Consider the following 22,082-nt stretch of genomic DNA (forward strand, 5'->3'; position numbering starts at 1 on the left):
TTCACTGAGTGATAAAAAACACCTCCCATGCGGAGGTGTTTTTTTATGCCTTTCTTTCGCCAACGTCTCCGTAGTTATTCGCCCAGTTCACAGTGGCTTAATGACAGCGATTCTCATTCTGTATGATGGGAAAAACGTCGATTTTTTCTGATCTTACATTCAACCCTCAACACCTTGAGATTCCTTGCCCTCTTTCTGTTTATTCCCTTTAGATACGCACAGAACTGTAATAAAATAACACCTTACTTTTTACAGTAGTTTTTGGAGAACCTCATGTCGGTAAATGGCCGTATCCACTCCTTTGAATCTTGTGGCACCGTTGATGGTCCGGGTATTCGTTCCATCGTGTTCCTTCAAGGATGTTTGATGCGCTGTAAGTACTGTCATAACCGCGATACATGGGATCTCGATGACGGACGTGAAGTGACCGTTGAAGAGCTAATGAAAGACGTGCTTGCATACCGTCATTTCATCAACGCATCGGGTGGTGGCGTAACGGCGTCTGGCGGTGAAGCCATGCTTCAGCCTGAATTTGTGCGCGATTTCTTCACTGCCGCCAAAGCAGAAGGGATTCATACCTGTCTGGATACCAATGGCTATATCCGCAAGCACACCGACGTGATTGATGAAGTGCTGGACGTGACCGACCTTGTGATGCTCGACCTGAAGCAGATCAACGATGACATTCACCAGAACCTGGTAGGCGTGCCAAACAAGCGTGTGTTGGACTTTGCACGTTACCTTCACCAGCGCGGCCAAAAAACGTGGATCCGCTACGTCGTTGTACCGGGTTACACCGACGATGAAGATTCAGCACACCGCTTGGGTGAATTCATCAAAGACATGGAAAACATCGAGAAAGTGGAAATGCTGCCGTACCACCAGCTAGGCGCTCACAAATGGGAAGCACTGGGCTATGAGTACGAGCTAAAAGACGTGAGTCCACCGAAGAAAGAAACCATGGAAAACCTGAAAAACATTCTAGAAAGCTACGGCTTGAAAGTGATGTACTAAATCCAGATTCTCTGTTGGCTTGGGTGCTCGCCCAAGCCAATGATTCCGCTTCCCTGTTTCCCTGCTACATAGCTACATAGCTAAATAGCTTCATCCCCTCAGCGCATACCGATAACCAAAAAAGCCAAACGGCACCGTCAATCCAAGCACCAACAGAGGTGCCAACAAGTCATGAATGCCGCCCTGCTCCACCAGCCACCTCAGCGAACAAATCCCCAAGAGATACTGCACGAAACACACCACAGGAAAGAGAATGCCAGTTCTGAGGGAAATGCGGCTTCGAAACACCATTTTGGTATTGAGCATGTAGGACACCACAATGCCGATAGCGACGGACACGGTATAAGCCTGAGTGAAACTCAGAAAGAGATGAAAGAATGCATAAAGGGCATAGCCAAGCGCAGTGTTGAATAACCCTACCCCCATAAATCGACGAAACTCCGCCATTACCGCATTTCCTTTCTATCGCCCCATGACTCCCCGCAAACAAGACTAACGGCGTCGAGGTGGAAAAAAGGTCAATGCGCGCGCTGCATTTCATCGATCCGGCGACAAATACTCCCTGTCATAAAACGTGCGGAGCCAGTGTGGCCGATACACAGACATCAGCGTCACCGCCATGCCATTGAGCAGGCCTTCTGGGAACCAGATCAGCACGGCAAGCATCAAGTAGTTATGGGTAATGGTTTCCCATGAATACAGGCCAGACACCCAATACCCCGCCGACACCACGATCAAATGCAATACAATGGTGAACGCCGCATTGAAGAAGCCTGCAATGAAGATATACACAAACAGATGCCGGCTGAGGTAACGGTAGGAAAGCCAGAAGATGGCGTAACTCACAAAGGCGGGAATCACCGCCGTGGTCACCGCATAGAGCCCCACATCCATCGCCGGTAACAGGCCAAAGCCCACCATCAAGGCAAGCGGGATCATGGCAATCCACACCGCGATCCTTGGGCCATGACAGAGCGTCAGTACCGTCATCCCCAGAAAGTGAATATCCAGCCCTTCGCGAATGCCGGCTTTCAGCGCCCACAAACAAAACAGCACAATGCCACTGGCAAACACCAAGTGTTGATAGCCTTTGTCTTGGCGCATTTTCTGCCACCCATCCCTTGGCCAACAAAGCCAAAGCATGACCAGCAAAACAGCCCAACCAAATACCTGCCAATACAACATAAAATCCCTGTTATTTTTCGCTCTCAAACGTCGACTATTTTGTGAAATTTCACGTTAAAAAGCGTAACTAACCTGTGTCCAGATCAAAAAAAAGAACCACACCAACTGTTAATCTGTGGCACATGAATTGCCAAACTTCTCACCTCAAACACATAACTAAGAGATTGTTTGGATAAAGAATTTTTATCTTTTTGAGGCAACAACCATGGAAATGACACACGCTCAGCGTCTAATCCTATCTAACCAATACACCTTGATGTCACAACTTGATCCACAAAACGCGGAAAAATATCAGCGCCTACAAACCATTGTAGAGCGTGGTTACGCTCTGCAAATGCGTGAATTGGACAAAGATTTCGGCGAAATGTCAGAAGACCTGTGCCGCCAGGTGGTTGATATCATGGAGATGCACCACGCACTTCAGGAATCTTACCGCATGCTGGAAGACGGCACCCGTTGCGAATGTGATGTTGACGCACGTCGCCTGCAATTCTGGGGCTTTGATGCCGCGACAGAAGCACAACTGATGCACTATGTTCGCTTCCTCACAGACAACGAAGGCCTTTACCCGCAATTCGACAAAGGCTCGCACCACTTCAACAGCCAAACGCCGATGCTGGCAAAATACCAGCGCATGCTGCAAGTGTGGCGTAAGTGCCCTCGTCAGTACCATCTATGTGGCAACGAGCTTTGCCAAATCGTGGGCGCGTAATCGCGTTTAACACGATACCCAAACACCCTGAGAATGCCCTCAACCTTGATTGGACGAGGGCTTTTTATTGCCTGCTTTTCATCATTAAAATTACTCATCGTAATGCGCAAATTAATTTATTTGCACCCACTGGCAAACGGTTGTCTAATCGCCATGCACCCAAAGGGTTCCATCATACCGACGAGGTGTATACAGGCTGGTTACTGTGCTTAACCAATTGAAATAACGCACATATCCAAGCCACTGTCTCTTCATACCGTGCCTGTCTGCAGCACGGCTGTGTGGGAATGAAAATGAAACCTTTCGCAAACCATGATGATCAGGTGCTTAGCCTGATGACCCTTTGCGACTCCGCAGCTACGATCCAACCGCAACATCAACCCAAGCCCCTTTCGGCAACGGCGCGCAGGAAAAAATCCGCATCGAGGCGGACACGTCGCCATGACGCGAATTTCCTGATCTATCCGACGCTACCGTGAGCGCGAGACATGCACGCTCAATGAGCCGTCTCAGCTAACACCGTTCGCGTTATCGCAATCGTTATCTCCATAATTTTCGGTATATGCCGTTGCTTTGCAGCTCACTGCGCATGGCTTATTTGGCATGTACCCAATCACCGTATGAGGAAAGAACATGAGTGATTGGTCTATTAACGACGCCCGTGATGTCTACAACACGCCATATTGGGGCCAAGGGTACTTCGACATTAATTCACAAGGCGACGTGGTTGCCCGTCCGGACACCAACCAACCGGACAACCACATCGCCCTTTCTACGCTGGCAGATGAACTGATCGCCAAAGGCGCATCTTTGCCTGTGCTGGTGCGTTTCCCTGAGATCCTGCACCACCGCGTAGACAGCCTGTGCACCCACTTCAACGACGCCATCTCAGATTATAGCTATGAAGGTGAATACCTGCTGGTTTACCCAATCAAAGTGAACCAGCAAAAAGAAGTGGTCGGCGAAATTCTGAAAAGCCAATACGCCAGCCAAGAACGCCAACTCGGCCTTGAAGCAGGCAGCAAGCCAGAGCTGATGGCGGTACTGGCCATGGCACAGCAAGCCAGCTCGGTGATCGTGTGTAACGGCTACAAAGACCGCGAATACATTCGTCTTGCATTGATTGGCGAAAAGCTGGGTCACGAACTCTACATCGTGCTCGAGAAACTCTCTGAGCTAGACACCGTACTGGCGGAAGCAAAAGCGCTGGGCGTGAAACCGCGTCTGGGGCTGCGTGCGCGTTTGGCGTCCCAAGGCAAAGGCAAATGGCAAGCGAGCGGCGGCGAGAAATCTAAGTTTGGTCTGTCAGCGTCTCAGGTCATGACGGTCATGAACCGCCTGCGTGAGCTAGACATGCTAGACACGCTGCAACTGTTGCACTTCCACCTCGGCTCGCAAATCGCCAACATCCGTGACGTGCGCTCAGGCGTGAACGAAGCAGCGCGTGTGTTTGCTGAGCTTTACCAAATGGGCGCAGGCATCACCACGCTCGACGTAGGTGGCGGCTTGGCGGTCGATTACGAAGGCACGCGTAGCCAAAGCAGTTGCTCAATGAACTACAGCCAGCGCGAGTATGCGAACAACGTAGTCTTCACCATCGGTGATGTGTGTAAAGCCTTCGACATCAAAATGCCGCGCATTATCTCTGAATCAGGCCGTAACCTGACCGCGCACCACGCGGTACTCATCACCGATGTGATGGGCGTGGAAAGCTACCAGCGTGAAGAAGTGTTTGCGCCTGCAGAAGACGCATCGCAGATCCTGCACAACATGTGGCGCTCGTTTAAAGACCTGAGCCAGTCAACCGATCAACGCTCATTGGTCGAGATTTACCACGACAACCAAAACGATCTGGCGGAAGTGCACATGCAATTCGCCATGGGCTTGGTGAACTTTGCTGACCGTGCATGGGCAGAACAAATCAGCCTGCGTATTTGCTACGAACTGTCTTGCAAAATGTCGCACAAGAACCGCGCACACCGCCCAGTATTGGACGAGCTAAACAGCCGCCTCGCCGACAAATTCTTCGTGAATTTCTCGCTGTTCCAGTCGCTGCCAGATGCGTGGGGCATCGAACAAGTGTTCCCTATTCTGCCGCTGTCAAAGCTGGATAAAGCGCCGGAAAGCCGCGCGGTGCTGCTCGACATCACCTGCGACTCTGATGGCGCGGTTGAGCAATACGTGGAAGGCCAAGGCATCGAGAGCACCCTTGCCGTGCCGACGTGGTGTGATGAATCCCCGTACCGCATTGGTTTCTTCCTTGTCGGTGCGTATCAGGAAATTCTCGGCGACATGCACAACCTGTTCGGTGACACCGACTCCGCCGTTGTGCGCACCAACAAAGACGGCGGCTACGAGATTGCCTCCATCCACCACGGCGACACCGTGGGCGACGTGCTGCGTTATGTGCACTTGGAAGCAGACGAGTTCCTGAGCCAATACGAAGAAATGGTGAAAGCCCTGCCAGAACAAGAGCAAGAATCTATTCTGTTCGAACTGTCAGAAGGTTTGAAAGGCTACACCTACCTCGAAGACATTCACCAAAACCGTTAATGACATTGGCTGCCTGCTCAGACGTAGGCAGCCACTTTTTTGCAAGGATTTAACTCATGGCAACCCTCGCCAATTTCCCAGATTACTCACTGTACGCCAACGCGTTCGGTTTCCTGCGCCAACCTTTGGTGTTCCAACCACAAGGCTGCGATGCAGACGTTGTTATTACCGGTGTGCCGTTTGATATGGCCACCACAGGCCGCTCTGGCAGCCGCATGGGCCCTGGCGCGATTCGCCAAGCGTCTACCAACCTCGCGTGGGAAGGCAAACGCTGGCCGTGGGATTTCTCCCTCACCAAAGAAATCAAAATCGCTGACTGTGGTGATTTGGTGTTTGATTGCGGCGACGCAGCCCAAATGTGTGAACGCCTAGAAGCCCACGCCACCAGCTTGCTGGCAGAAGGCAAAACCTTGCTGACCTTTGGCGGCGACCACTTCGTGACCCTGCCCCTGCTGCGCGCACACGCAAAGCAATTTGGCGAAATGGCACTGATTCACTTCGATGCCCACACCGACACCTACGACATGGGCAGCCAGTACGACCACGGCACCATGTTCTACCATGCGCCAAACGAAGGTTTGATTGACCCACACAGCTCTATTCAAATCGGCATTCGCACCGAGCACAGCCACACCTTGGGCTACCAAGTGGTGGATGCCGCAACCGCGAACGATTGGTCTGTGGATCAAATCGTGGAAGCGATCAAAACCCGCGTGGGCGATCGTCCGGTTTACCTGACCTTCGACATCGACTGTCTTGACCCTGCTTACGCACCGGGCACAGGCACACCAGTATGCGGCGGCTTGAGCACGGACAAGATCTTGAAAGTCATCCGCGCCCTGCAAGGCATCAACCTGATTGGTATGGATGTGGTAGAAGTCGCCCCAGCCTACGACCACGCTGAACTGACCTCACTGGCAGCCGCGACCATTGCGACTGACCTGCTTCATGTGTGGGCAGCGAATCGCAAGGCGAAGTGATTCAGCCTCATTTAGGAAAAACACCCGCATTGGCGGGTGTTTTTGTTTTATAACTAAGCTTATTTTTCGCTAGAGAGATTTTGCCGAAGTTCTCGTACGACCTTATTTTTCCCCAAGTACTCTAAGCCTTGAACTAACCTTGAAAGATCTTCTCTATCTATCGCAGCTATAACCTTTCGAATAGTACTTAGCTTGATCGAGTCGGGCGTGATACCACCAATCGTCTTTTCAGCTTCGCAAAGAACCTCATCCAAAGATGTATAGTGTTTCTTTAGACGTTTCGTGTATTCAGAAACCTCCCGCCGTGTAGATTGCAATTCATCTTGTAAATAGCTGATACGAGACTCACTGCTGTTACTCAAATCTTTGAAATTATCTTCATGGAAGTTTAATTCTTTCCTCAAGGAGTTGATTTCGAACTCAAGTTCTTCAATTTTTGATGACATCCCTACCTTTTCGGCTTTCCAATCACCAAGCTGATCAAATTTCAATTTCCGGCGATACTCTTTTTCCGCCTCGACCTCATCATCAATAATTGCTTTGTCTTGCTCCAAAAGAGCACGAGATAAACGAACTCCTAAAAACAAGCGATAAGTCCATTGATAGAGAAACTGAATAGCAGGCATCACAAAATAGAAAACGAACATCGCAAACAAAAAAGTTGATACAATGGCTCCATACTCTGATGTAATGTCATAGTTACTAATTATTTCTAAACGTTGGTCAGCTTCAGAAAACAAAAAAACACCTATTCCTCGGTGATTTTCCCATAACCAAGCAATGAGAAGTGCACCGAAAAACGGGCTGGACAAGCGCTGTTTCACATTGCCCATAGTGCCTTCAACCACTTCACCGATATTCATTTGTTTCGTCCAATCAGATATTTAAACGCGTATTTTATTTCACGGTGTTTCTCTCGGCAAATAGTTAGGCGATAGCACCCTAATTTTTAGCGCTCAAAAAAACTCTGGTCTCAATTAGTTAGAACCTTTTATCACCATACAGAAACATAGAGACAGACACTCTACGAAAACCGCGACCACTTCGTGACCCTGCCCCTACAGCGCTCACACGCAAAGCAATTCGGCGAAATGGCACTGATTCACTTCGATGCCCACACCGACACATACGACATGGGCAGCGAATCAGAAGCCGACCATTTTCAAATTGAGGCGCGATGGGATTTGTTCATTTGCTAGGGGTTGTTTTTTGTGCGACGGTGTCACGGATGCTTTTTGTTGTCTGAACGATCTCAAGGTATTAAGGAGTAAGTGTGAGTACCATTGATGCTAGTAAGGTCAATACACCCTTAGAAGAGTCTGAACGCGTATTGTGGTGCGGGCAGCCTCATCAAGGGCGGATACATAGAGAAGGAGATTCGACGTCAATGGGTTCTAACATCACTTTACTGGTGATTCTTCTCCCTATCGTTCTCATCGGTTCAATATCTATCGCTGATACACCTTCCAGTGCGTTGCCACTCTTTTTGTTGGCAATGGCCTTGTTCTATTTCCTATACGGTAAACAAATTCACGACCAATATATTCGGAAAAATACGGTTTATGTCGTAACCAATAAGCGGGCAATCATAGAGAGGAAAAACCTCGGTGGTAGTTCACTATCCATTGAATTTACGCCTGAAACAAAAATTCAAGTGACGCGATTTATTGGTCAGCCTTTTGGAACCGTGCGCTTCTGGACTGGAAAAGAAAGCAAGTACACGAAACACTTGCTCGATGTCTCCTCAGATCTAGCAAGACAATCAGGTAGGCATTTCAACAATGATACCGTGTTTGATTGCATCGACGGCATGGAAGAGGTCTATGACATTCTGAGACAACAGCTAAAACTACCTGAAATTAGCCCACATCATTCTTGAAGTTTACGATTGCATTGCTGGCTTAGGGTTGCCCCTTTCCGTGTTGGCAAAAGCTAACGTCATCAGATTCACGCCGAGAGTTTTAGATAGATTTTCTAATGCCAAACGAGAGGTGTGTATAAATACTCGATCCTATCGTATTCTCCCGTTGGTATATTTAGATTGAGTCATGATACTCTTTTGAAAATATATGTTTATAGATTAAATAAGGGTTAAGCCATGGCGGATTTACTGTCTTCATTTTCTACAGCGCTCTCATTAGCGACTCGTTTACGTGAGATTGGGAAAACTATAGAGGATGCTGAGTTTAAGAATGTATTGGCAGATTTAAGTTTAGAGTTAGCAGATTCCAAACTTAAAATCGCTGACTTGGTCGCTGAAAATGCAACACTAAAGGAAAAGCTGAATGCATTAACCAGCGCGACTGGTGAACTTTGTCCCAAGTGCAATAACCGTTCGTTTGAGTTGGTTTCAACAAAACCACACAAAACTATGGGTAGGTTAGGTGCGATGGAAAGAGTTTATACTTGTTCTACTTGTAGCTTCTCTGAGCCTAAGTTAGTTACACCATAAGAAAATTAAGAGATAAACTGAAATAAGCTAGGTTTTCACCAAATCCAGTTTATCCAATCTGCATGGCTTGGAGCACCAACTCTAAGTCATTCTTGCCCCGAAATTCGTTAGAGTAAAAGATCATTCACATTCTATTAGTCCGAATTTGAACTCTCCTTAAAAGGTACATAGTTCTCACAGATACAAAACAGCGCTCAAAATGAGCGCCTTTGTATAATATCGTTTGGCTGAATTTACCATTTACTCCATTAACTCTACCACCTCCAGTAGAGATGACAGTTCTTTTTTCTGAAGCTTTGTTAATTCATAGTCATCGTAATAATCTTTGCCTCTAAATCGAATAATCGATTTATCTGAGGATGCCATTTTAATTAACATTTCTCTTTGTTTCTTATTTAAAGAAGAGTTATTCCACTCCCATATGGTCCCACCCGCATGATCTCTCTTGAACTCTAATGAGCCGCTATTCCAGCGATAACCATCAGCCGATACCGAATAACTATCAACAAATAACCAGTCTTTAGCTTTATAGAATGACGTTACCGATGGATAAAACTTCCCATTATCCATAATAATAACTTTTAGTGATAAATATGATTCTCTATTATTGAAGGGTAAATGAGTTATAATTGTTCGTCCCTCAAAAGCATCATAATCAACTTTTAGCGTTGTCAATAAGTCTGCAATACGTGCTCCGTTTTTAGGGTGTTTCGATGCTATACGTTGGATAGCTTTGATTTCATTTTCTGTGAAAGAGTGGGTATTCTGGCTACTCACATTTAACCTGTCCGTTGCAAGTTTACTGTAACCAGTAATAGTCACAACTGAACCTTCGGTAATTGGCTCTGGCTCAAAGTTAGATACTTTATTGTGTTCAGCCAAACTTATAAAACTCTTTCCGACATGCTTGTACTTAGTAGAAGACATTAGGTATACAACCTCACCAGTCTCTAATACAGCCTCTCGTAATACATATCCACCACGATATTGTTTCTCTGGTGTATCTACATAGTATCCTTTTTTCCCAACATAGTTGTTGTAGTCCAACTTGTTTAATCCACATTCAGAGGGGTGTTTTATCGGTAGTTGAAAACATAGATCTGCATATGCATATTTTTGTAATTTGTCAGGAACCTCTGCGAAAACAAACTGCTCTTGACCTTGAGGGCTGTAAACGAACTTAGGTAGCTTTTCATTCTGAGAGACTGCTGTTTGTGTTGCGGTACTTTGACATGCTGAAATGGATAGTGCACAAGCAACCACCAATCCAATTTTAAAAGTAGTTTTCATATTTTCATTACTGACACTGCTTAAGAATATGGGTAAAGATTTTAAATGCTTACGCTCACTCTTCAAGTAACTTATTTCATAAATCAATCTTATGATGATTTTCTTCGATCTAAACTAGCTTTATGGTAATTTCGGTTCAGAAGCCACCTTTACAGACATGCAGCACTACCTTGGTATGTAAGCAGTATGTAGTGGTATCGGTAGCATAGCATCTTTATATCGAGTACCTCGTTTTAGTTATAGATAACGTGCAGGTTGGCCATTGTTGTGAATTGCAACATTAGCTTTGGACACCAAGTTAAGCGTACGACTTTTCCATACTTTAAGTAATTCATGAAGTACTAATATTCTAATTTCCGAAACACGTTTCTGTCCACTTTTGAGTTAGTCACTAACGCTAGCTCAAAATTGTCCAAAAACCATTCAGCGTCAATTCCCAAACACCTGCTCTCCGTAGCCATAACCCCCCTCTAACTCCCCCCTTGAACAGTGGGGAGGGTCAAGAGCTTTGCAAGCCGAGATGTGAGTAAACCGGGGGACACCCTTTACATATCTGATCGGACATAGGGTTTATACCGGTTTTGCTTTTTCTAAAAGTGCCTGTCCGCGTTAATCTTTTTCACTATTGGTACAGACACCTTTACCGATGTATCGCACAATACCGAAGCACCCACTGTCGCAACGGTAGAAATATTTTCTATGAGCTATGACAAAACCTTCAAGGATGAAGATGGAGATGAATATCCCTATTATGAGTGGTTTGATGAGGATTCTTACTACTACCACATAAGTGTTGTCTGGCGTGAGCGAGAAGGGGAATTATTCATCTGTAAATGGGGTTCCCATATTGTATTTGATGATGATCGGAGTTGGTTAAGTTTCTCGGTTACACCAGAAGAATTTTTTCCGAAACAAAAAGAATTAACGACCGCTGATATACTTAGTTTTATGGATATACTCTCAGACAATGTGTCTGAAGCGAGAGTCATTGATGAAGATGAGTTGAAAAAACTCTATAGAATCTATAAAAGTTCATTTCACTGACAACGTTTATGTTGATGAGCCTGTGCTGAAATAATCAATACCCAAACACTTGCCCGCAGCCATAACCCCCCTCTAACTCCCCCCTTGAAAAGTGGGGAGGATCAAGAGCTGAACAACCGCGGAAAGAAGTAAAACCCGAGACATCCTTTACATATCTGACCAGACACATCGTTTACATTTGTTTTGCTTTGAGGCGTATGCCGCACTCAGCGGTTTATCGTTTTCAAAGTGCCTCCCGAGTAATTTTCTCTTTCTATTCTCCTCTCCTTGCTTGAACCCCTAGCCCTTGCACCGTATCCTTGCCGCTCATCCATCCTTGTCGAAATGTCACTATGTCATCTTATCTTTGTCCGCTATGTCAGCAGCCGCTGAATCTTTCTGAGCGCACCTACAAATGCGCCAACAATCACCAGTTTGATCTGGCTAAAGAAGGCTACGTAAACCTGTTGCCTGTTCAGCACAAACGCTCGAAAGATCCCGGTGACAATAAAGAGATGATGCAAGCACGCCGTCAATTTCTAAACGGCGGGCACTACCAACCGATGCGCGATGCGGTGAGTGACTTGTTGCGTGGTTTGGTCAGCAAAGAAGGCAGCACGCAGCTGCTTGATATCGGTTGTGGCGAAGGCTATTACACCAGCTACTTTGATGCGCAAATGGCGAACACCAAGGTCATTGGTTTAGACATTTCAAAAATCGCGATCCGCTATGCGGCGAAGCGCTACCCTGCCTGTGATTTTCTTGTGGCATCAAGCCAACGCTTACCGTTTGCGGATGATCAACTGGACGCGGTTGTGCGTATTTATGCGCCGTGTAACGGTGAAGAATTGCAGCGCACCGTGAAAAGCGGCGGCGTTGTTGTCACTGTAACCCCGGGGCCTCGCCATCTTTACCAGTTGAAAGAAGGCATCTACTCAGAGGTGAAACTGCACGATGTGGCGGTGGAAGATTTGCCAGGTTTTGAACTGGAAGCGGAGCAGTCTGTCGCTTACCCAATGATCTTAAACAGTGACGATGCAACCACCCTGCTGCAAATGACGCCGTTTGCGTGGCGCGCGCCAGAATCACTGTGGCAAACCCTGAAAGACGCAACCGCCTTTGATTGCGAAGCGGATTTCACACTGCGCGTTTATCGTAAAAACGCCTAAGCCTTTTTCTCGTTTTGAGCGCAACGCGGTTCGTTCTGGTCACAGGCGAGCCGCGTTTTGTTTATGTGATTTAATCCACGGTGAAACTCGCCGAGTGGTGCATCTTGAGGTAGTTTGAAAGAAGCACTCTCTCACTGATGGATTCGCATTATGACCCGTGCCTTCTTCTCCGCATGCCTGACAACCTTGCTGGTTGCTTGTAGCCATCCGCTAGACCTGCAAAAAACGCCCGTTCCTGCCACCACCTTGTACGATTACCGCATTGAATCGTCAGGCGGCACGCCCTATTCCTTAAACGAATTTGCCAATGCGGTCAGCGACGCCGACGTGATTTTGGTGGGCGAATGGCACACGCACCCGGGCATTCATCTGTTTCAAGCGCAATTGCTGGCGACCTTGGCGGAAAGACGCCCAGCGACGGCGCTGTCCATGGAGCAATTCTCACGCCCTGCCCAACCTGTGATAGATGCGTATCTGAACGGCGACAGAGGTGAACACGCCTTAACAAGTTACACCGGAAAATGGCCGAATTACGCCAGTGATTACCGACCTTTAATGGAAATCGCCAAGCAGCAAGCCTTGCCTGTGATTGCGGCGAACACCACGCAAGACATCGTGCGCTGCCTGTCATCCAAAGGGGAAAGCTACCTCGACAACCTACCTGCTGATAAACGCCAGCATGTGGCGCGGCAATTGTCGTCAGAGGCATCGCCTTATAAAGAAAAGTTCTTCTCGGTGATGTTTCATGGCGATGAAGAGAAAACCAAGAACCAATACCTCGCCCAAATTGCGTGGGATGACACCATGGCGGAAAGCATCGTGGACTTTCTCGCCACACACCCTGATTTCACGGTGATGCATGTGGCTGGGGCTTTTCACGTTGAGGAAGGGTTAGGGATTGCCAGCCGTATCCACCAACGCAACCCTGAGTTAAAGATCGCGATCATTTCGCCGCAAACCGAGGATGATCCACTTCCCAATCACGTTGACGATTACCGTTTGATCGTCAAACCCTTGCCAGAGCAATGGCTGTCCGAAGAAGAGATGAATGCGGCGATTGGCAAGATGCGGCACACATCGAGAAAATCTCTCAGCTGTGAATAGTGCATAGCCAAACACGGAGGCAAAACACCCAGAAATAGTGCCACTCAGGGTTACATAACCACATTCTAATCATGACAATAATCTCATCATCAAGAACCCTTGAGTGGCGTAAATATCGCAAGATGCACCGGAAAACGTAATCGACAACGTCAAGGTGCAGGGAAATGCAAACAACTAAAACACTGGCTTCAGTGGCCGCAGTCTCATCAAATCAAACATCACATCGCTCCTTTTTTATTCCGACACGTTTAATTCCGACGCTTTTAGCCTCAGCCGTATTGGCATCTTCTATCTCAACAGGCGCATTCGCTGTGGGTGTCAGTGATGCGAAATACACAGAGCTCGGCGGCTCACTCTCAAATGAAAACACCGTTGTTCGCAAAGTTTATGACCACCTCAAAGCGATTTCTCTCGAACCGCGTTTTGAAGCTGTCGGTCGCATTGTCGCCGGTGGCGCGCTCTGTACCGCAACCTGGCTTGGCAATGATGGGGATACCGCATTTATCATTACGGCCGCGCACTGTGTCGCTGGGGATAACAAATCACAAGAATCCTCTTACACAGGACAAAACATTTCTTTCCGCACGGGCGATGGTCGCCTTGTCGCATCCGGTGTGTCCACGAACCACTTCATCGGTTACAACGGGTGTCAATCTGACTTAGCCATTCTCGAGATACCTTTGCTCACGAACCCAATCAGTAGCGATGGGAGTGCAGTGCCACAGCCTATCTATGCCGATGACGCTAAGTTTAACGGTTATGTTGGTCAACCGATGACACTCGCTGGCTATGGTCGTCAAGGCACACCCAGCCTTGGGGGGCTGTCTTCAGGTCGCGCTTATGGCGCTGCAAACGTTACGCAAGATGTTGGCGGCTGTTTACGTAACAAAGCAAACACCGAAGACGCTTGGGCATACGCTGCGCCGGGCGATAGCGGTTCTACCACATGGCAATGGCGTGAAGGCCAATTTGTCGGGATGGGCATTACATCATGGTGGGCTGGATGGGGAAGCCAATATTCAGGCCACGGCCGTGTCGCGCCGCACCAAGCATGGGTGAAACGCATCTTCCCTAACATCAATACGGTTACACGCTCTCGCACGCTAACCGAAAGTAAAGCGGTCGAACTGAAAGATGTTGAAGCCAATGTAAAAGGGACGGTGTATTACCTTGCGGGTGACAATGTGTCAGGCCCAACAAACCGCAAATGGGCATACCCTCGTGGTTACACCCCTCTTACGGTGCCGATGGTTAACCAAACCACGGGCGGCACGCATAACATCGTGCTGCGTTCACAACGCCAAACCTACTGTGGCTGGGGTGAAATTAATAACGGCGTGTATTGCTACCCAAGCGCCTCAAAAGGCAGTTTGAAAGTGTGGTACAACGCCTCTGATAACCAAGCTGCGCCCGCTGGATTGTACAAAAGCACGTTCTCGCTGAATGCAAAAGGTTGGCATGACCACAGCTACAATAGCGCGATCAACCTCAACACCAGCATTCTTGTCGATGGCGCCTCTCACATCGAAGGCACTGTCACGCAATCCAGCGCCGTGACCACAGTTCGCTATGACAACACCGTCAACGGTTCGGTGTATTACTTGAGCGAAGGTGAAACCACCAGTGATGCAACGCGACGCGTTTGGCATGGTCGTTTCAATACATGGTCGACGTTAAACGTACCAGCCGTAAACCGCGATACCAAAGAAATTCAAACGGTGACGCTACGCGCATCTCGCTATGCAGGATGCGGCTGGACAACCATGAACAATGGTGTGTATTGCTCAAACGGCGCGAAATACGGCCAATTGCGTGTGTCTTACTCCGCAGAAGATAACACTTCATTGCCAAAAGGAAGCTACGACAGCTTATTTAACATTGCAGGAAAAGGCTGGCATTCAAGCTTCAATAAAACACTAACGTTCAAATTAGCCCTAGAGCACGCTGGCCAATAATGAAACGTAATCTGATCGCTATCGGCATCATTAGCCTTATCTCTAGTGTCATTGTTTCTTTTCTGCCCTCCCTATGGGAGGCAGAGTCATCTTCGCCTGTTTCCGAAGAAAGCACGTTGCATGAGAATGACGAGAAACAAGCAATGGAAAACGGTTTCGCGGTGCAACCGATGGAGGCTCCTATTCTTTCACCAGAATTGAAAGGATCTTCATCGGATAGAGAAAACACTCACACTGCGCCTATTGCGCAGTTTGAGCTGGTTGCGCCGCAATCTGACACCTTGGATGCACTCGACGCTGATGTGTCGGCTTTCGCAGAAAAAAACGCCAATGCATTGGAGGGAAGCGACAATCGCAATAACAGCATCGCCCCGATACAAACGTTCGTTGATGTGGATCTGACACTGTGGCGCGCCAGTGAAAGTGCTAAATCGGTTTTTGAAAATTACACGGATGTGCAATCCATGGATAAAAAGCACTTCATTGAATTTGATGACACCAACTTAGACACATTGACGCCAGGACAGCGTTTTTCGCTTCCCGAGATGGGAGAAGAGCGCATTCAGGTCATCGTGAAATCAGAGGAAGCGTGGAAGCAAGGTGTCACGAATTGGGAGCTTGTTGATGATCATGGGCACCCCGTAGGCAGCATTACTCGGATGCAAGGGTCTGTGGAAGCCGTTTTCTCGACGCCATCGGGCCAGTACTTCCTACGCTCAGTGAATGGTGTCGGCTGGATCGCCAGCGAAGAAACCCTCATTTCTGCATTAGATGATGTATTTACTAAACCTGAAATTAACTAGCACCGGGAATGTTACTTTCTGCGGTGCTTGTACTGCGTCGAACAGTAACCCCGTTCAATGCCTTCTGGGCGTCGCATCGCGTGTTTGGTTACTCGGCCCGACACGCGTTTGCGCCACAATTTGAAACTGCCCGCTTTTAAATGACAGCGCATGAAGCGAATAACATCGCTTTCAATCAAGCCGAATTGGGTCGCAATGGCTTCAAACGGTGTTCTGTCTTCCCACGCCATTTCGATGATGCGTGAAGTCTCTTCGTCATTAAACGTATGTTTCATCGATATTCTCCTCGTTCGAGTCAAACATACGGCGCACACACCATTTTGGTTTATGTTCTGTGACACGTCTTCTTTTCCGCCCTTGAAAGCGCTCTTATCGCGCTCCATATCAATAAGGTGGAACCTCTCGCCTCGAACGCGGTCTGAGATTCATCTTTTTCCTTTTGTTTTCGATACACCAAGGTCATATTCGCCATGCTAGCTGATACATTTCAACGTCTTAACGCTTACCTGCAAAGTCAGGTGATCGGCCAACCTGAGCTCGTCAAACAACTGCTGATTGCCTTGTTAGCCGACGGACACATTTTGGTACAAGGCCCGCCGGGATTGGCAAAAACACGCGCGGTGAAAGTCTTGTCTGATTGCATCGAAGGCGATTTCCACCGCATTCAATTTACCCCCGACTTGCTGCCGTCAGACCTGACAGGCTCAGACATTTTCCGTCCAGAAACGGGCGAGTTCACCTTCCAAGCAGGGCCGATTTTTAACTCTCTGTTGCTGGCCGATGAAATCAACCGCGCACCGGCCAAAGTTCAAGCAGCGATGCTTGAAGCCATGGCGGAAAAACAAATTACCGCGGGGCGTCAAACCTATGCATTGCCTGAGCTTTTCTTGGTGATGGCGACGCAAAACCCGATCGAACAAGAAGGCACATACCCACTTCCTGAAGCGCAGCTAGACCGTTTCTTGCTGCAGCTAAACGTCGATTACCCTAACGAAGAGAGTGAACTCGACATCCTCCGTCTGAACCGTGGTGAAGCCTTGGGGGTGGAGAAACAGCAGCCTGTTCACATCAATCAAGAGAGCATTTTTGAAGCGCGCAATGCGGTACTTGGCATTCACATGGCTGACGACGTGGAGAAATACATTATCCGCCTCGTGATGGCGACCCGTGAGCCAAGCCGCTACAGCGATCAGTTGGCGGCATGGTTGCAAATGGGGGTCAGCCCGCGGGCCACACTCGCACTCGACCGCTGTGCCCGTGCTCACGCATGGCTTGCGGGGCGTGACTTCGTGACCCCGGAAGACGTGCAAGCCATGGCCTACCCTGTGCTGCGCCACCGCCTGTTGCTGAGCTACGAAGCGCAAGCGGAAGGCATTGATGCTGACAGCGTGGTGCAACACCTCATTGGTCAGGTTGCCAGTGTATGAGTGTCAGCAACGCCCATAGCGCTTCCCCTGCACAGGCGCTGCCCGCGCACAGCGATGGCGTGAACCTGTGTTTGGCGGAACTGCTTCATTATCGACAACAAGCGGTGCGCTGGTTACCTCCCGCGCTCAGCATTTGGTCGCAATTGAGCGGGCAACATGGCAGCCGACACAAAGGCCGCGGCATGAACTTTTCTGAGGTGCGCCCTTATCAGCCAAGTGATGATATTCGCTCGATTGATTGGCGCGTCACTGCGCGCACGGGGAAAACGCACACCAAGCTGTTCACCGAAGAACGTGAACAGCCAGTGATGCTCGCCATCGATCTCAGTGCCAGCATGAAGTTTGGTTCGCAGTTGATGCTGAAATCCGTGCAAGCCGCGCACTTTGCCAGCTTGCTGAGTTGGTTAGCGGTGAGTCAGCAAGATCGTATCGGTGCAGTGATTTATAACGGCGTGCGTTTACGCGAATGCAAACCGACGGCAAGACAGCAAGGGCCGCTCAGCATTATTCATGCCTTGATGGAAGCCCATGCAGAAATGCTGGCTGTGGATACTGCTGCCGTTGAGAGCGCATCTAATAACAGCGCGCCAAGAGAAGGCTGGCAAAACATGCTGCGCCATTTGCACCACTTGTGCCCAAAAGGCAGCGAAATTGCCGTCATCAGTGATTTCTATTCCCTGACGATGGAAGACAAGCGCCGACTGAGCCAATTGCGGCAGCATAATCGCATCCAATTCATTCAGGTTTCTGATCCGCTCGAACAAGGACAAACCGCGTTCCGTGGGCATGAATTGGTGGCTGACAGCAAACAGACCGCATGGCTTGATTTCTCTGCCCGTAAAACCCGTGATGGGTTAGCAGAGCAGTATCAACGTCACCAAGCATTTATCGTCGAATTGGCGCGATCGCTGGCGATCCCTTTGCATTCGGTCACCGCTGCACAGTCCCTGTTGCAGCAACTGGGTAAGAACACGAATAAGGCAACGATGTAAACATGACGACTCCAACGCCAAACACACTTCCTTTGGCTGATATCCACCTTCACACCGCGCCGGGCATGTGGCCGCTGGCATGGGGATGGTGGCTGGTTATCGCCGCAACACTGGCGTTGATCATCGCCATTGTTATCGGGCTTCGCGCACGAGCAAACAAAACCCGCGCGCAGAAAGAAGCTCTGCAAGCGCTGAACACAGTCACCGCTTTGGCTGACATGAACGCCCTGCTCAAACGCGCGGCATTAAGCTATTTCGACCGTGAACACGTGGCAGGTTTAACCGGCGCTGCATGGCTTCGCTTTCTTGACGAACAGTTGCCCGCGTCGAAACATCCTGATGGTAAACACGACTTTTCCGCCCACCAAGATCTTTGGCAGAAAGGCATTTTCTCCAAAGAAGGGTTATCCGACACTGAGCTAGCGACGTGTAAAGCGCTCACTGAACGCTGGCTTAAACACGCTTTGCCGCCAAAGGCCTCGCGCGCATCTTCATACACACCTGCAGCGAAGGAGGAAAACCATGTTTGAATTTACATGGTGGTGGGCGTTTGCCCTGCTTCCTTTGCCTTGGCTGGTGTTCAAATTGGCGAAACCCATTCCGCGCCCTGCCGCCATTCACTTGCCGCGCTTACCAGAAGGGCTTGGCGAGAAACAAGGCACCAGCCGCATTAAGCATGTCTTGATGGCGCTGTTCTGGCTCTCGCTCGTCACCGCCTTGGCGCGCCCAATGTGGTACGGCGACCCGATTCAGATCCAGCCCGAACACCGCGACATGATGCTTGCCGTCGATTTGTCAGGTTCGATGGACATTGAGGACATGGTAACCGCTAACGGCAGCACCACAGACCGCCTCACAGCGGTGAAAAGCGTGTTGTCTGATTTCATTCAAAAGCGCTCTGGCGACCGTTTGGGGTTGGTGCTGTTCGCAGATCATGGTTATCTGCAAACCCCGCTGACGCTGGATCGCAACACAGTGGCGCAACAACTTGATCGCGCGGTTCTCGGCCTGATCGGCAAAAGCACGGCCATTGGTGAAGGGCTGGGCGTTGCAACCAAAACCTTTATCGACAGCAAAGCGCCACAACGGGTGATCATCTTACTCAGTGACGGTGCGAATACCGCAGGTGCTATCGAGCCGCTGGAAGCGGCGCAACTGGCAAAAGACAACGATGTCACCATCTACACCATTGGTGTGGGTGCAGAACAAATGCGTCAACGCAGTTTGTTTGGTTCTCGCGTGGTGAACCCGTCGCAAGATCTCGACGAAAAAACCATGACGCAAATTGCCAAGATGACAGGCGGCGAGTATTTCCGCGCACGCGATCCCAAAGAATTAGAAACGATTTACCAAATCATCGACCAACTTGAACCCATCTCCAGCGCGCAACAAACCTGGCGTCCGCGTGATGAGCTTTTCCGTTTCCCGCTGGCCTTTGCGCTGGTGTTGTCGGTGGTGATTGTTGTGGTAAGGAGGCGCCATGGCTGATTTTACCTTTATGTATCCCCAATGGTTACTCGCGGCGCTGCCGCTGGCATTGCTATTACCTTGGGTGAAAGGAAAGGCACAAACATCGGGCTTGATCGCCCCGCACCTTTCCAAGCTCTTGTCAGGCAACCGCGCTGAATCAGGAAAACAAAAACGTTGGCCGCTTGCCGTGTTAGCGATTGCTTGGTTGCTGAGTGTGCTCGCATTGGCTGGCCCAAGTTGGCAGAAAAATGAAATGCCTGCCGTGAACCTGGCGGGGGCGCGTGTGCTTGTCATGGACATGTCACGCTCCATGTATGCCACCGATGTGTCGCCAAATCGCCTGACACAAGCGCGCTTTAAAGCATTAGACATGTTGCCCGGCTGGAAAGAAGGCAGCACAGGTTTGGTGGCGTATGCCGCTGACGGTTACATCATCAGCCCATTAACGGACGATGCATCAACGTTGAAAACCCTGCTCCCAGAACTCTCGCCAGAGATCATGCCGATCCCCGGCAGCAATGCCGCTGCGGGCGTGGTGCAAGCGATGGAGCTGCTTTCGCAAGCAGGCTTCGCCGACGGTGACATTGTGCTGATCACAGATGGCATGACCGAGCGCGAATCCAAGGCCACGTTAGAGGCCTTGGATGGCAGCCAGTATCGCGTGTCAGTACTCGCCATTGGCACGCAGCAAGGTGCGCCGATTCAGCTTCCAGACGGCAGTTTGATCGAACAAAACGGCACACCCGTGGTGGCAAAAGTCACGTTGGATACCTTGTCGCCGATAACCAAGGCAACGGGCGGAATTTTGCAAATGTGGCAACCGACCAACCGCGATGTCGACAACATTGTTGCCTTCACTGAAAAACCGATGGACGGCGCAGCACAGGGCAAAAGCAAGTCGGTGGAAGAACGTTTGAATGCGGGTTTCTGGCTGATTATTCCGGTGCTTTTGCTGGCGCTATTGGGATTTCGTCGTGGCCTTGTTCTGGCGTTAATGTTTGTGATGGTGCCGATTCATCCCGTCTCGGCTGCCGTGTTCCAAACCGATGATCAACAGGCTTACGCTCAGTTCGAATCTGGCGACTTTGAGCAAGCCGCAAATGGATTTGCCTCCCAAGAATGGAAAGGCATCGCCCAGTATAAAAACGGGGATTACCAAGGGGCAATCGATACGCTATCGGCGCTCGATGACCCGACCTCTCGCTACAACTTAGGCAATGCCTATGCTCAAGCCGGTGAGCTGGAAAAAGCCCAAGAAACCTTTGAGTCTGTGCTGAAAAACGACCCAAACAATGCTGATGCCCAAAAGAATTTGGATGTAGTCAAACAGGCGTTGCAGCAAAAACAACAGCAACAGCAGCAAAATCAAGATTCATCCGGCCAACAGTCTGATCAGTCACAGTCAGAGCAATCGCAATCCGATCAACAACAAGGTGATCAACAGCAAGGCGATGAAAGCCAATCGTCTCAGGATCAGAGCAGCGGTCAAAACCAAGAAGGCAACGACCAACAAGGTCAGCAGAATCAAGACCAACAACAGGGACAAAACAGCGATCAGCAAGGGCAATCTGACCAGCAACAAAGCGACGCCCAATCAGACGAACAATCAGGACAGTCCTCTGACGGCGAGCAAGAACAAGAGCAAAACGCGCAACGCCAAGCTGAGTCAGAATCACAGCAAGGCGAAGAGCAGGCTCAAGGCGCACAAGCATCCGAATCCCAACCCCAAGAAGGTGAAGAAGGCGCTGAAGCTGACGCGCAAGGAGAAAGCGCAGAAGCAGGCGACAATCAAGATGGCCTTTCCGCCAGCCACCCAGTGTTGAAAAAACTTGAGCAAGTGCCGAATGACACCGCGGGACTGATCCGCGCACAAATGCTTTTACAGGCGAGGCAGAAAGACATGCCAGCGCCAACAGAAAATTCATGGTAAACGCACAATGACAAAGCAGAGAA

At 49.4% G+C, this 22,082-nt stretch carries 21 protein-coding genes and 1 pseudogene; 17 read left to right on the forward strand and 5 right to left on the reverse strand.

Features of this window, described 5'->3' with window-relative positions; translation table 11 throughout:
- Positions 1–273 precede the first annotated feature (273 nt).
- A complete protein-coding gene (gene pflA / locus EQP46_RS18400) occupies positions 274–1,014 on the forward strand; it encodes a pyruvate formate lyase 1-activating protein (protein WP_129495036.1) in 741 nt (246 codons plus the stop codon).
- 90 nt (positions 1,015–1,104) lie between these two features.
- Here pflA and EQP46_RS18405 read toward each other — a convergent pair whose 3' ends face one another.
- Together EQP46_RS18405 and EQP46_RS18410 are read right to left on the reverse strand one after the other, a co-directional pair.
- Entirely contained in the window at positions 1,105–1,461 is a 357-nt protein-coding gene (locus EQP46_RS18405) for a GtrA family protein (protein ID WP_129495037.1), read from the reverse strand.
- Between the two features lie 90 nt (positions 1,462–1,551).
- The gene (locus EQP46_RS18410) at positions 1,552–2,199 is read right to left on the reverse strand and encodes an energy-coupling factor ABC transporter permease (protein WP_129495038.1); all 648 of its coding nucleotides are present in this window, start codon (positions 2,197–2,199) and stop codon (positions 1,552–1,554) included.
- Positions 2,200–2,404: 205 nt separating this feature from the next.
- On the opposite strand from EQP46_RS18410, the gene EQP46_RS18415 reads away from it, so the two are divergent.
- The 3 genes from EQP46_RS18415 (at position 2,405) to speB (ending at position 6,444) form a co-directional block, all read left to right on the forward strand.
- Entirely contained in the window at positions 2,405–2,911 is a 507-nt protein-coding gene (locus EQP46_RS18415) for a YfbU family protein (RefSeq protein ID WP_129495039.1), read from the forward strand.
- A gap of 633 nt (positions 2,912–3,544) precedes the next feature.
- The gene (gene speA / locus EQP46_RS18420) at positions 3,545–5,464 is read left to right on the forward strand and encodes a biosynthetic arginine decarboxylase (protein ID WP_129495040.1); all 1,920 of its coding nucleotides are present in this window, start codon (positions 3,545–3,547) and stop codon (positions 5,462–5,464) included.
- Positions 5,465–5,520: 56 nt separating this feature from the next.
- Positions 5,521–6,444 (forward strand): agmatinase, encoded by a 924-nt coding sequence (gene speB / locus EQP46_RS18425; protein ID WP_102259977.1) that lies wholly within the window; start codon positions 5,521–5,523, stop codon positions 6,442–6,444.
- Positions 6,445–6,503: 59 nt separating this feature from the next.
- On the opposite strand, the gene EQP46_RS18430 is transcribed toward speB, so the two are convergent.
- Positions 6,504–7,307 carry a hypothetical protein gene (locus EQP46_RS18430; RefSeq protein ID WP_129495041.1) on the reverse strand — a complete coding sequence of 268 codons (804 nt, stop codon included), beginning with the start codon at positions 7,305–7,307 and terminating at the stop codon, positions 6,504–6,506.
- Between the two features lie 174 nt (positions 7,308–7,481).
- Between EQP46_RS18430 and EQP46_RS18435 the strand changes: the two are divergent.
- From EQP46_RS18435 to EQP46_RS18445, 3 genes and pseudogenes are all read left to right on the forward strand, one after another.
- Positions 7,482–7,643, forward strand: a pseudogene (locus tag EQP46_RS18435) (arginase family protein); the annotation flags it as partial.
- Between the two features lie 74 nt (positions 7,644–7,717).
- The gene (locus EQP46_RS18440) at positions 7,718–8,323 is read left to right on the forward strand and encodes a hypothetical protein (RefSeq protein ID WP_129495042.1); all 606 of its coding nucleotides are present in this window, start codon (positions 7,718–7,720) and stop codon (positions 8,321–8,323) included.
- A 219-nt stretch (positions 8,324–8,542) separates the two neighbouring features.
- Complete coding sequence (locus EQP46_RS18445; protein WP_129495043.1) at positions 8,543–8,896, forward strand: hypothetical protein; 354 nt, start codon at positions 8,543–8,545, stop codon at positions 8,894–8,896.
- Between the two features lie 240 nt (positions 8,897–9,136).
- Here the strand turns inward: EQP46_RS18445 and EQP46_RS18450 are convergent, their stop codons facing one another.
- Entirely contained in the window at positions 9,137–10,186 is a 1,050-nt protein-coding gene (locus tag EQP46_RS18450; RefSeq protein ID WP_129495044.1) for a hypothetical protein, read from the reverse strand.
- A gap of 699 nt (positions 10,187–10,885) precedes the next feature.
- Here EQP46_RS18450 and EQP46_RS18455 point away from each other — a divergent pair.
- From EQP46_RS18455 to EQP46_RS18475, 5 genes are all read left to right on the forward strand, one after another.
- Positions 10,886–11,230 (forward strand): hypothetical protein, encoded by a 345-nt coding sequence (locus EQP46_RS18455; RefSeq protein ID WP_129495045.1) that lies wholly within the window; start codon positions 10,886–10,888, stop codon positions 11,228–11,230.
- A gap of 332 nt (positions 11,231–11,562) precedes the next feature.
- Positions 11,563–12,378 (forward strand): 23S rRNA (guanine(745)-N(1))-methyltransferase, encoded by an 816-nt coding sequence (rlmA, locus tag EQP46_RS18460; protein ID WP_129495046.1) that lies wholly within the window; start codon positions 11,563–11,565, stop codon positions 12,376–12,378.
- A gap of 150 nt (positions 12,379–12,528) precedes the next feature.
- Positions 12,529–13,482: a ChaN family lipoprotein gene (locus EQP46_RS18465; protein ID WP_129495047.1), complete on the forward strand. Its 954-nt coding sequence runs from the start codon at positions 12,529–12,531 to the stop codon at positions 13,480–13,482.
- Between the two features lie 164 nt (positions 13,483–13,646).
- On the forward strand, positions 13,647–15,437 hold the full coding sequence (locus EQP46_RS18470) for a trypsin-like peptidase domain-containing protein (protein ID WP_129495048.1): 1,791 nt from the start codon (positions 13,647–13,649) through the stop codon (positions 15,435–15,437).
- On the forward strand, positions 15,437–16,240 hold the full coding sequence (locus EQP46_RS18475; RefSeq protein ID WP_129495049.1) for a hypothetical protein: 804 nt from the start codon (positions 15,437–15,439) through the stop codon (positions 16,238–16,240). Before EQP46_RS18470 ends, EQP46_RS18475 begins: the two co-directional genes overlap by 1 nt.
- Before the next feature lie 11 nt (positions 16,241–16,251).
- Here EQP46_RS18475 and EQP46_RS18480 read toward each other — a convergent pair whose 3' ends face one another.
- Entirely contained in the window at positions 16,252–16,515 is a 264-nt protein-coding gene (locus tag EQP46_RS18480) for a TIGR03643 family protein (RefSeq protein WP_129495050.1), read from the reverse strand.
- A gap of 195 nt (positions 16,516–16,710) precedes the next feature.
- Between EQP46_RS18480 and EQP46_RS18485 the strand changes: the two genes are divergently transcribed.
- From EQP46_RS18485 to EQP46_RS18505, 5 genes are read left to right on the forward strand one after another with little or no spacing between them, the layout of a single operon-like run.
- On the forward strand, positions 16,711–17,667 hold the full coding sequence (locus tag EQP46_RS18485; protein WP_129495051.1) for an AAA family ATPase: 957 nt from the start codon (positions 16,711–16,713) through the stop codon (positions 17,665–17,667).
- Positions 17,664–18,659: a DUF58 domain-containing protein gene (locus EQP46_RS18490; protein WP_129495052.1), complete on the forward strand. Its 996-nt coding sequence runs from the start codon at positions 17,664–17,666 to the stop codon at positions 18,657–18,659. The genes EQP46_RS18485 and EQP46_RS18490 overlap by 4 nt, the downstream gene beginning before the upstream one ends.
- A gap of 2 nt (positions 18,660–18,661) precedes the next feature.
- Positions 18,662–19,189 (forward strand): DUF4381 domain-containing protein, encoded by a 528-nt coding sequence (locus EQP46_RS18495; RefSeq protein WP_129495053.1) that lies wholly within the window; start codon positions 18,662–18,664, stop codon positions 19,187–19,189.
- Positions 19,182–20,147, forward strand: coding sequence for a vWA domain-containing protein (locus EQP46_RS18500; protein ID WP_129495054.1), 966 nt, complete (start codon positions 19,182–19,184; stop codon positions 20,145–20,147). Before EQP46_RS18495 ends, EQP46_RS18500 begins: the two co-directional genes overlap by 8 nt.
- Positions 20,140–22,059, forward strand: coding sequence for a vWA domain-containing protein (locus EQP46_RS18505; RefSeq protein WP_129495055.1), 1,920 nt, complete (start codon positions 20,140–20,142; stop codon positions 22,057–22,059). The genes EQP46_RS18500 and EQP46_RS18505 overlap by 8 nt, the downstream gene beginning before the upstream one ends.
- Positions 22,060–22,082 lie beyond the last annotated feature (23 nt).

This window comes from Enterovibrio baiacu (assembly GCF_004120195.1).
GTDB classification, from domain to species: Bacteria; Pseudomonadota; Gammaproteobacteria; order Enterobacterales; family Vibrionaceae; genus Enterovibrio; species Enterovibrio baiacui.

Bases quoted from the DNA above. Each gene is read 5' to 3' on its own strand.
- pflA (WP_129495036.1), top strand. From the start codon at position 274: ATGTCGGTAAATGGCCGTATCCACTCCTTTGAATCTTGTGGCACCGTT.
- EQP46_RS18405 (WP_129495037.1), bottom strand. From the start codon at position 1,461: ATGGCGGAGTTTCGTCGATTTATGGGGGTAGGGTTATTCAACACTGCG.
- EQP46_RS18410 (WP_129495038.1), bottom strand. From the start codon at position 2,199: ATGTTGTATTGGCAGGTATTTGGTTGGGCTGTTTTGCTGGTCATGCTT.
- EQP46_RS18415 (WP_129495039.1), top strand. From the start codon at position 2,405: ATGGAAATGACACACGCTCAGCGTCTAATCCTATCTAACCAATACACC.
- speA (WP_129495040.1), top strand. From the start codon at position 3,545: ATGAGTGATTGGTCTATTAACGACGCCCGTGATGTCTACAACACGCCA.
- speB (WP_102259977.1), top strand. From the start codon at position 5,521: ATGGCAACCCTCGCCAATTTCCCAGATTACTCACTGTACGCCAACGCG.
- EQP46_RS18430 (WP_129495041.1), bottom strand. From the start codon at position 7,307: ATGAATATCGGTGAAGTGGTTGAAGGCACTATGGGCAATGTGAAACAG.
- EQP46_RS18445 (WP_129495043.1), top strand. From the start codon at position 8,543: ATGGCGGATTTACTGTCTTCATTTTCTACAGCGCTCTCATTAGCGACT.
- EQP46_RS18450 (WP_129495044.1), bottom strand. From the start codon at position 10,186: ATGAAAACTACTTTTAAAATTGGATTGGTGGTTGCTTGTGCACTATCC.
- EQP46_RS18455 (WP_129495045.1), top strand. From the start codon at position 10,886: ATGAGCTATGACAAAACCTTCAAGGATGAAGATGGAGATGAATATCCC.
- rlmA (WP_129495046.1), top strand. From the start codon at position 11,563: ATGTCATCTTATCTTTGTCCGCTATGTCAGCAGCCGCTGAATCTTTCT.
- EQP46_RS18465 (WP_129495047.1), top strand. From the start codon at position 12,529: ATGACCCGTGCCTTCTTCTCCGCATGCCTGACAACCTTGCTGGTTGCT.
- EQP46_RS18470 (WP_129495048.1), top strand. From the start codon at position 13,647: ATGCAAACAACTAAAACACTGGCTTCAGTGGCCGCAGTCTCATCAAAT.
- EQP46_RS18475 (WP_129495049.1), top strand. From the start codon at position 15,437: ATGAAACGTAATCTGATCGCTATCGGCATCATTAGCCTTATCTCTAGT.
- EQP46_RS18480 (WP_129495050.1), bottom strand. From the start codon at position 16,515: ATGAAACATACGTTTAATGACGAAGAGACTTCACGCATCATCGAAATG.
- EQP46_RS18485 (WP_129495051.1), top strand. From the start codon at position 16,711: ATGCTAGCTGATACATTTCAACGTCTTAACGCTTACCTGCAAAGTCAG.
- EQP46_RS18490 (WP_129495052.1), top strand. From the start codon at position 17,664: ATGAGTGTCAGCAACGCCCATAGCGCTTCCCCTGCACAGGCGCTGCCC.
- EQP46_RS18495 (WP_129495053.1), top strand. From the start codon at position 18,662: ATGACGACTCCAACGCCAAACACACTTCCTTTGGCTGATATCCACCTT.
- EQP46_RS18500 (WP_129495054.1), top strand. From the start codon at position 19,182: ATGTTTGAATTTACATGGTGGTGGGCGTTTGCCCTGCTTCCTTTGCCT.
- EQP46_RS18505 (WP_129495055.1), top strand. From the start codon at position 20,140: ATGGCTGATTTTACCTTTATGTATCCCCAATGGTTACTCGCGGCGCTG.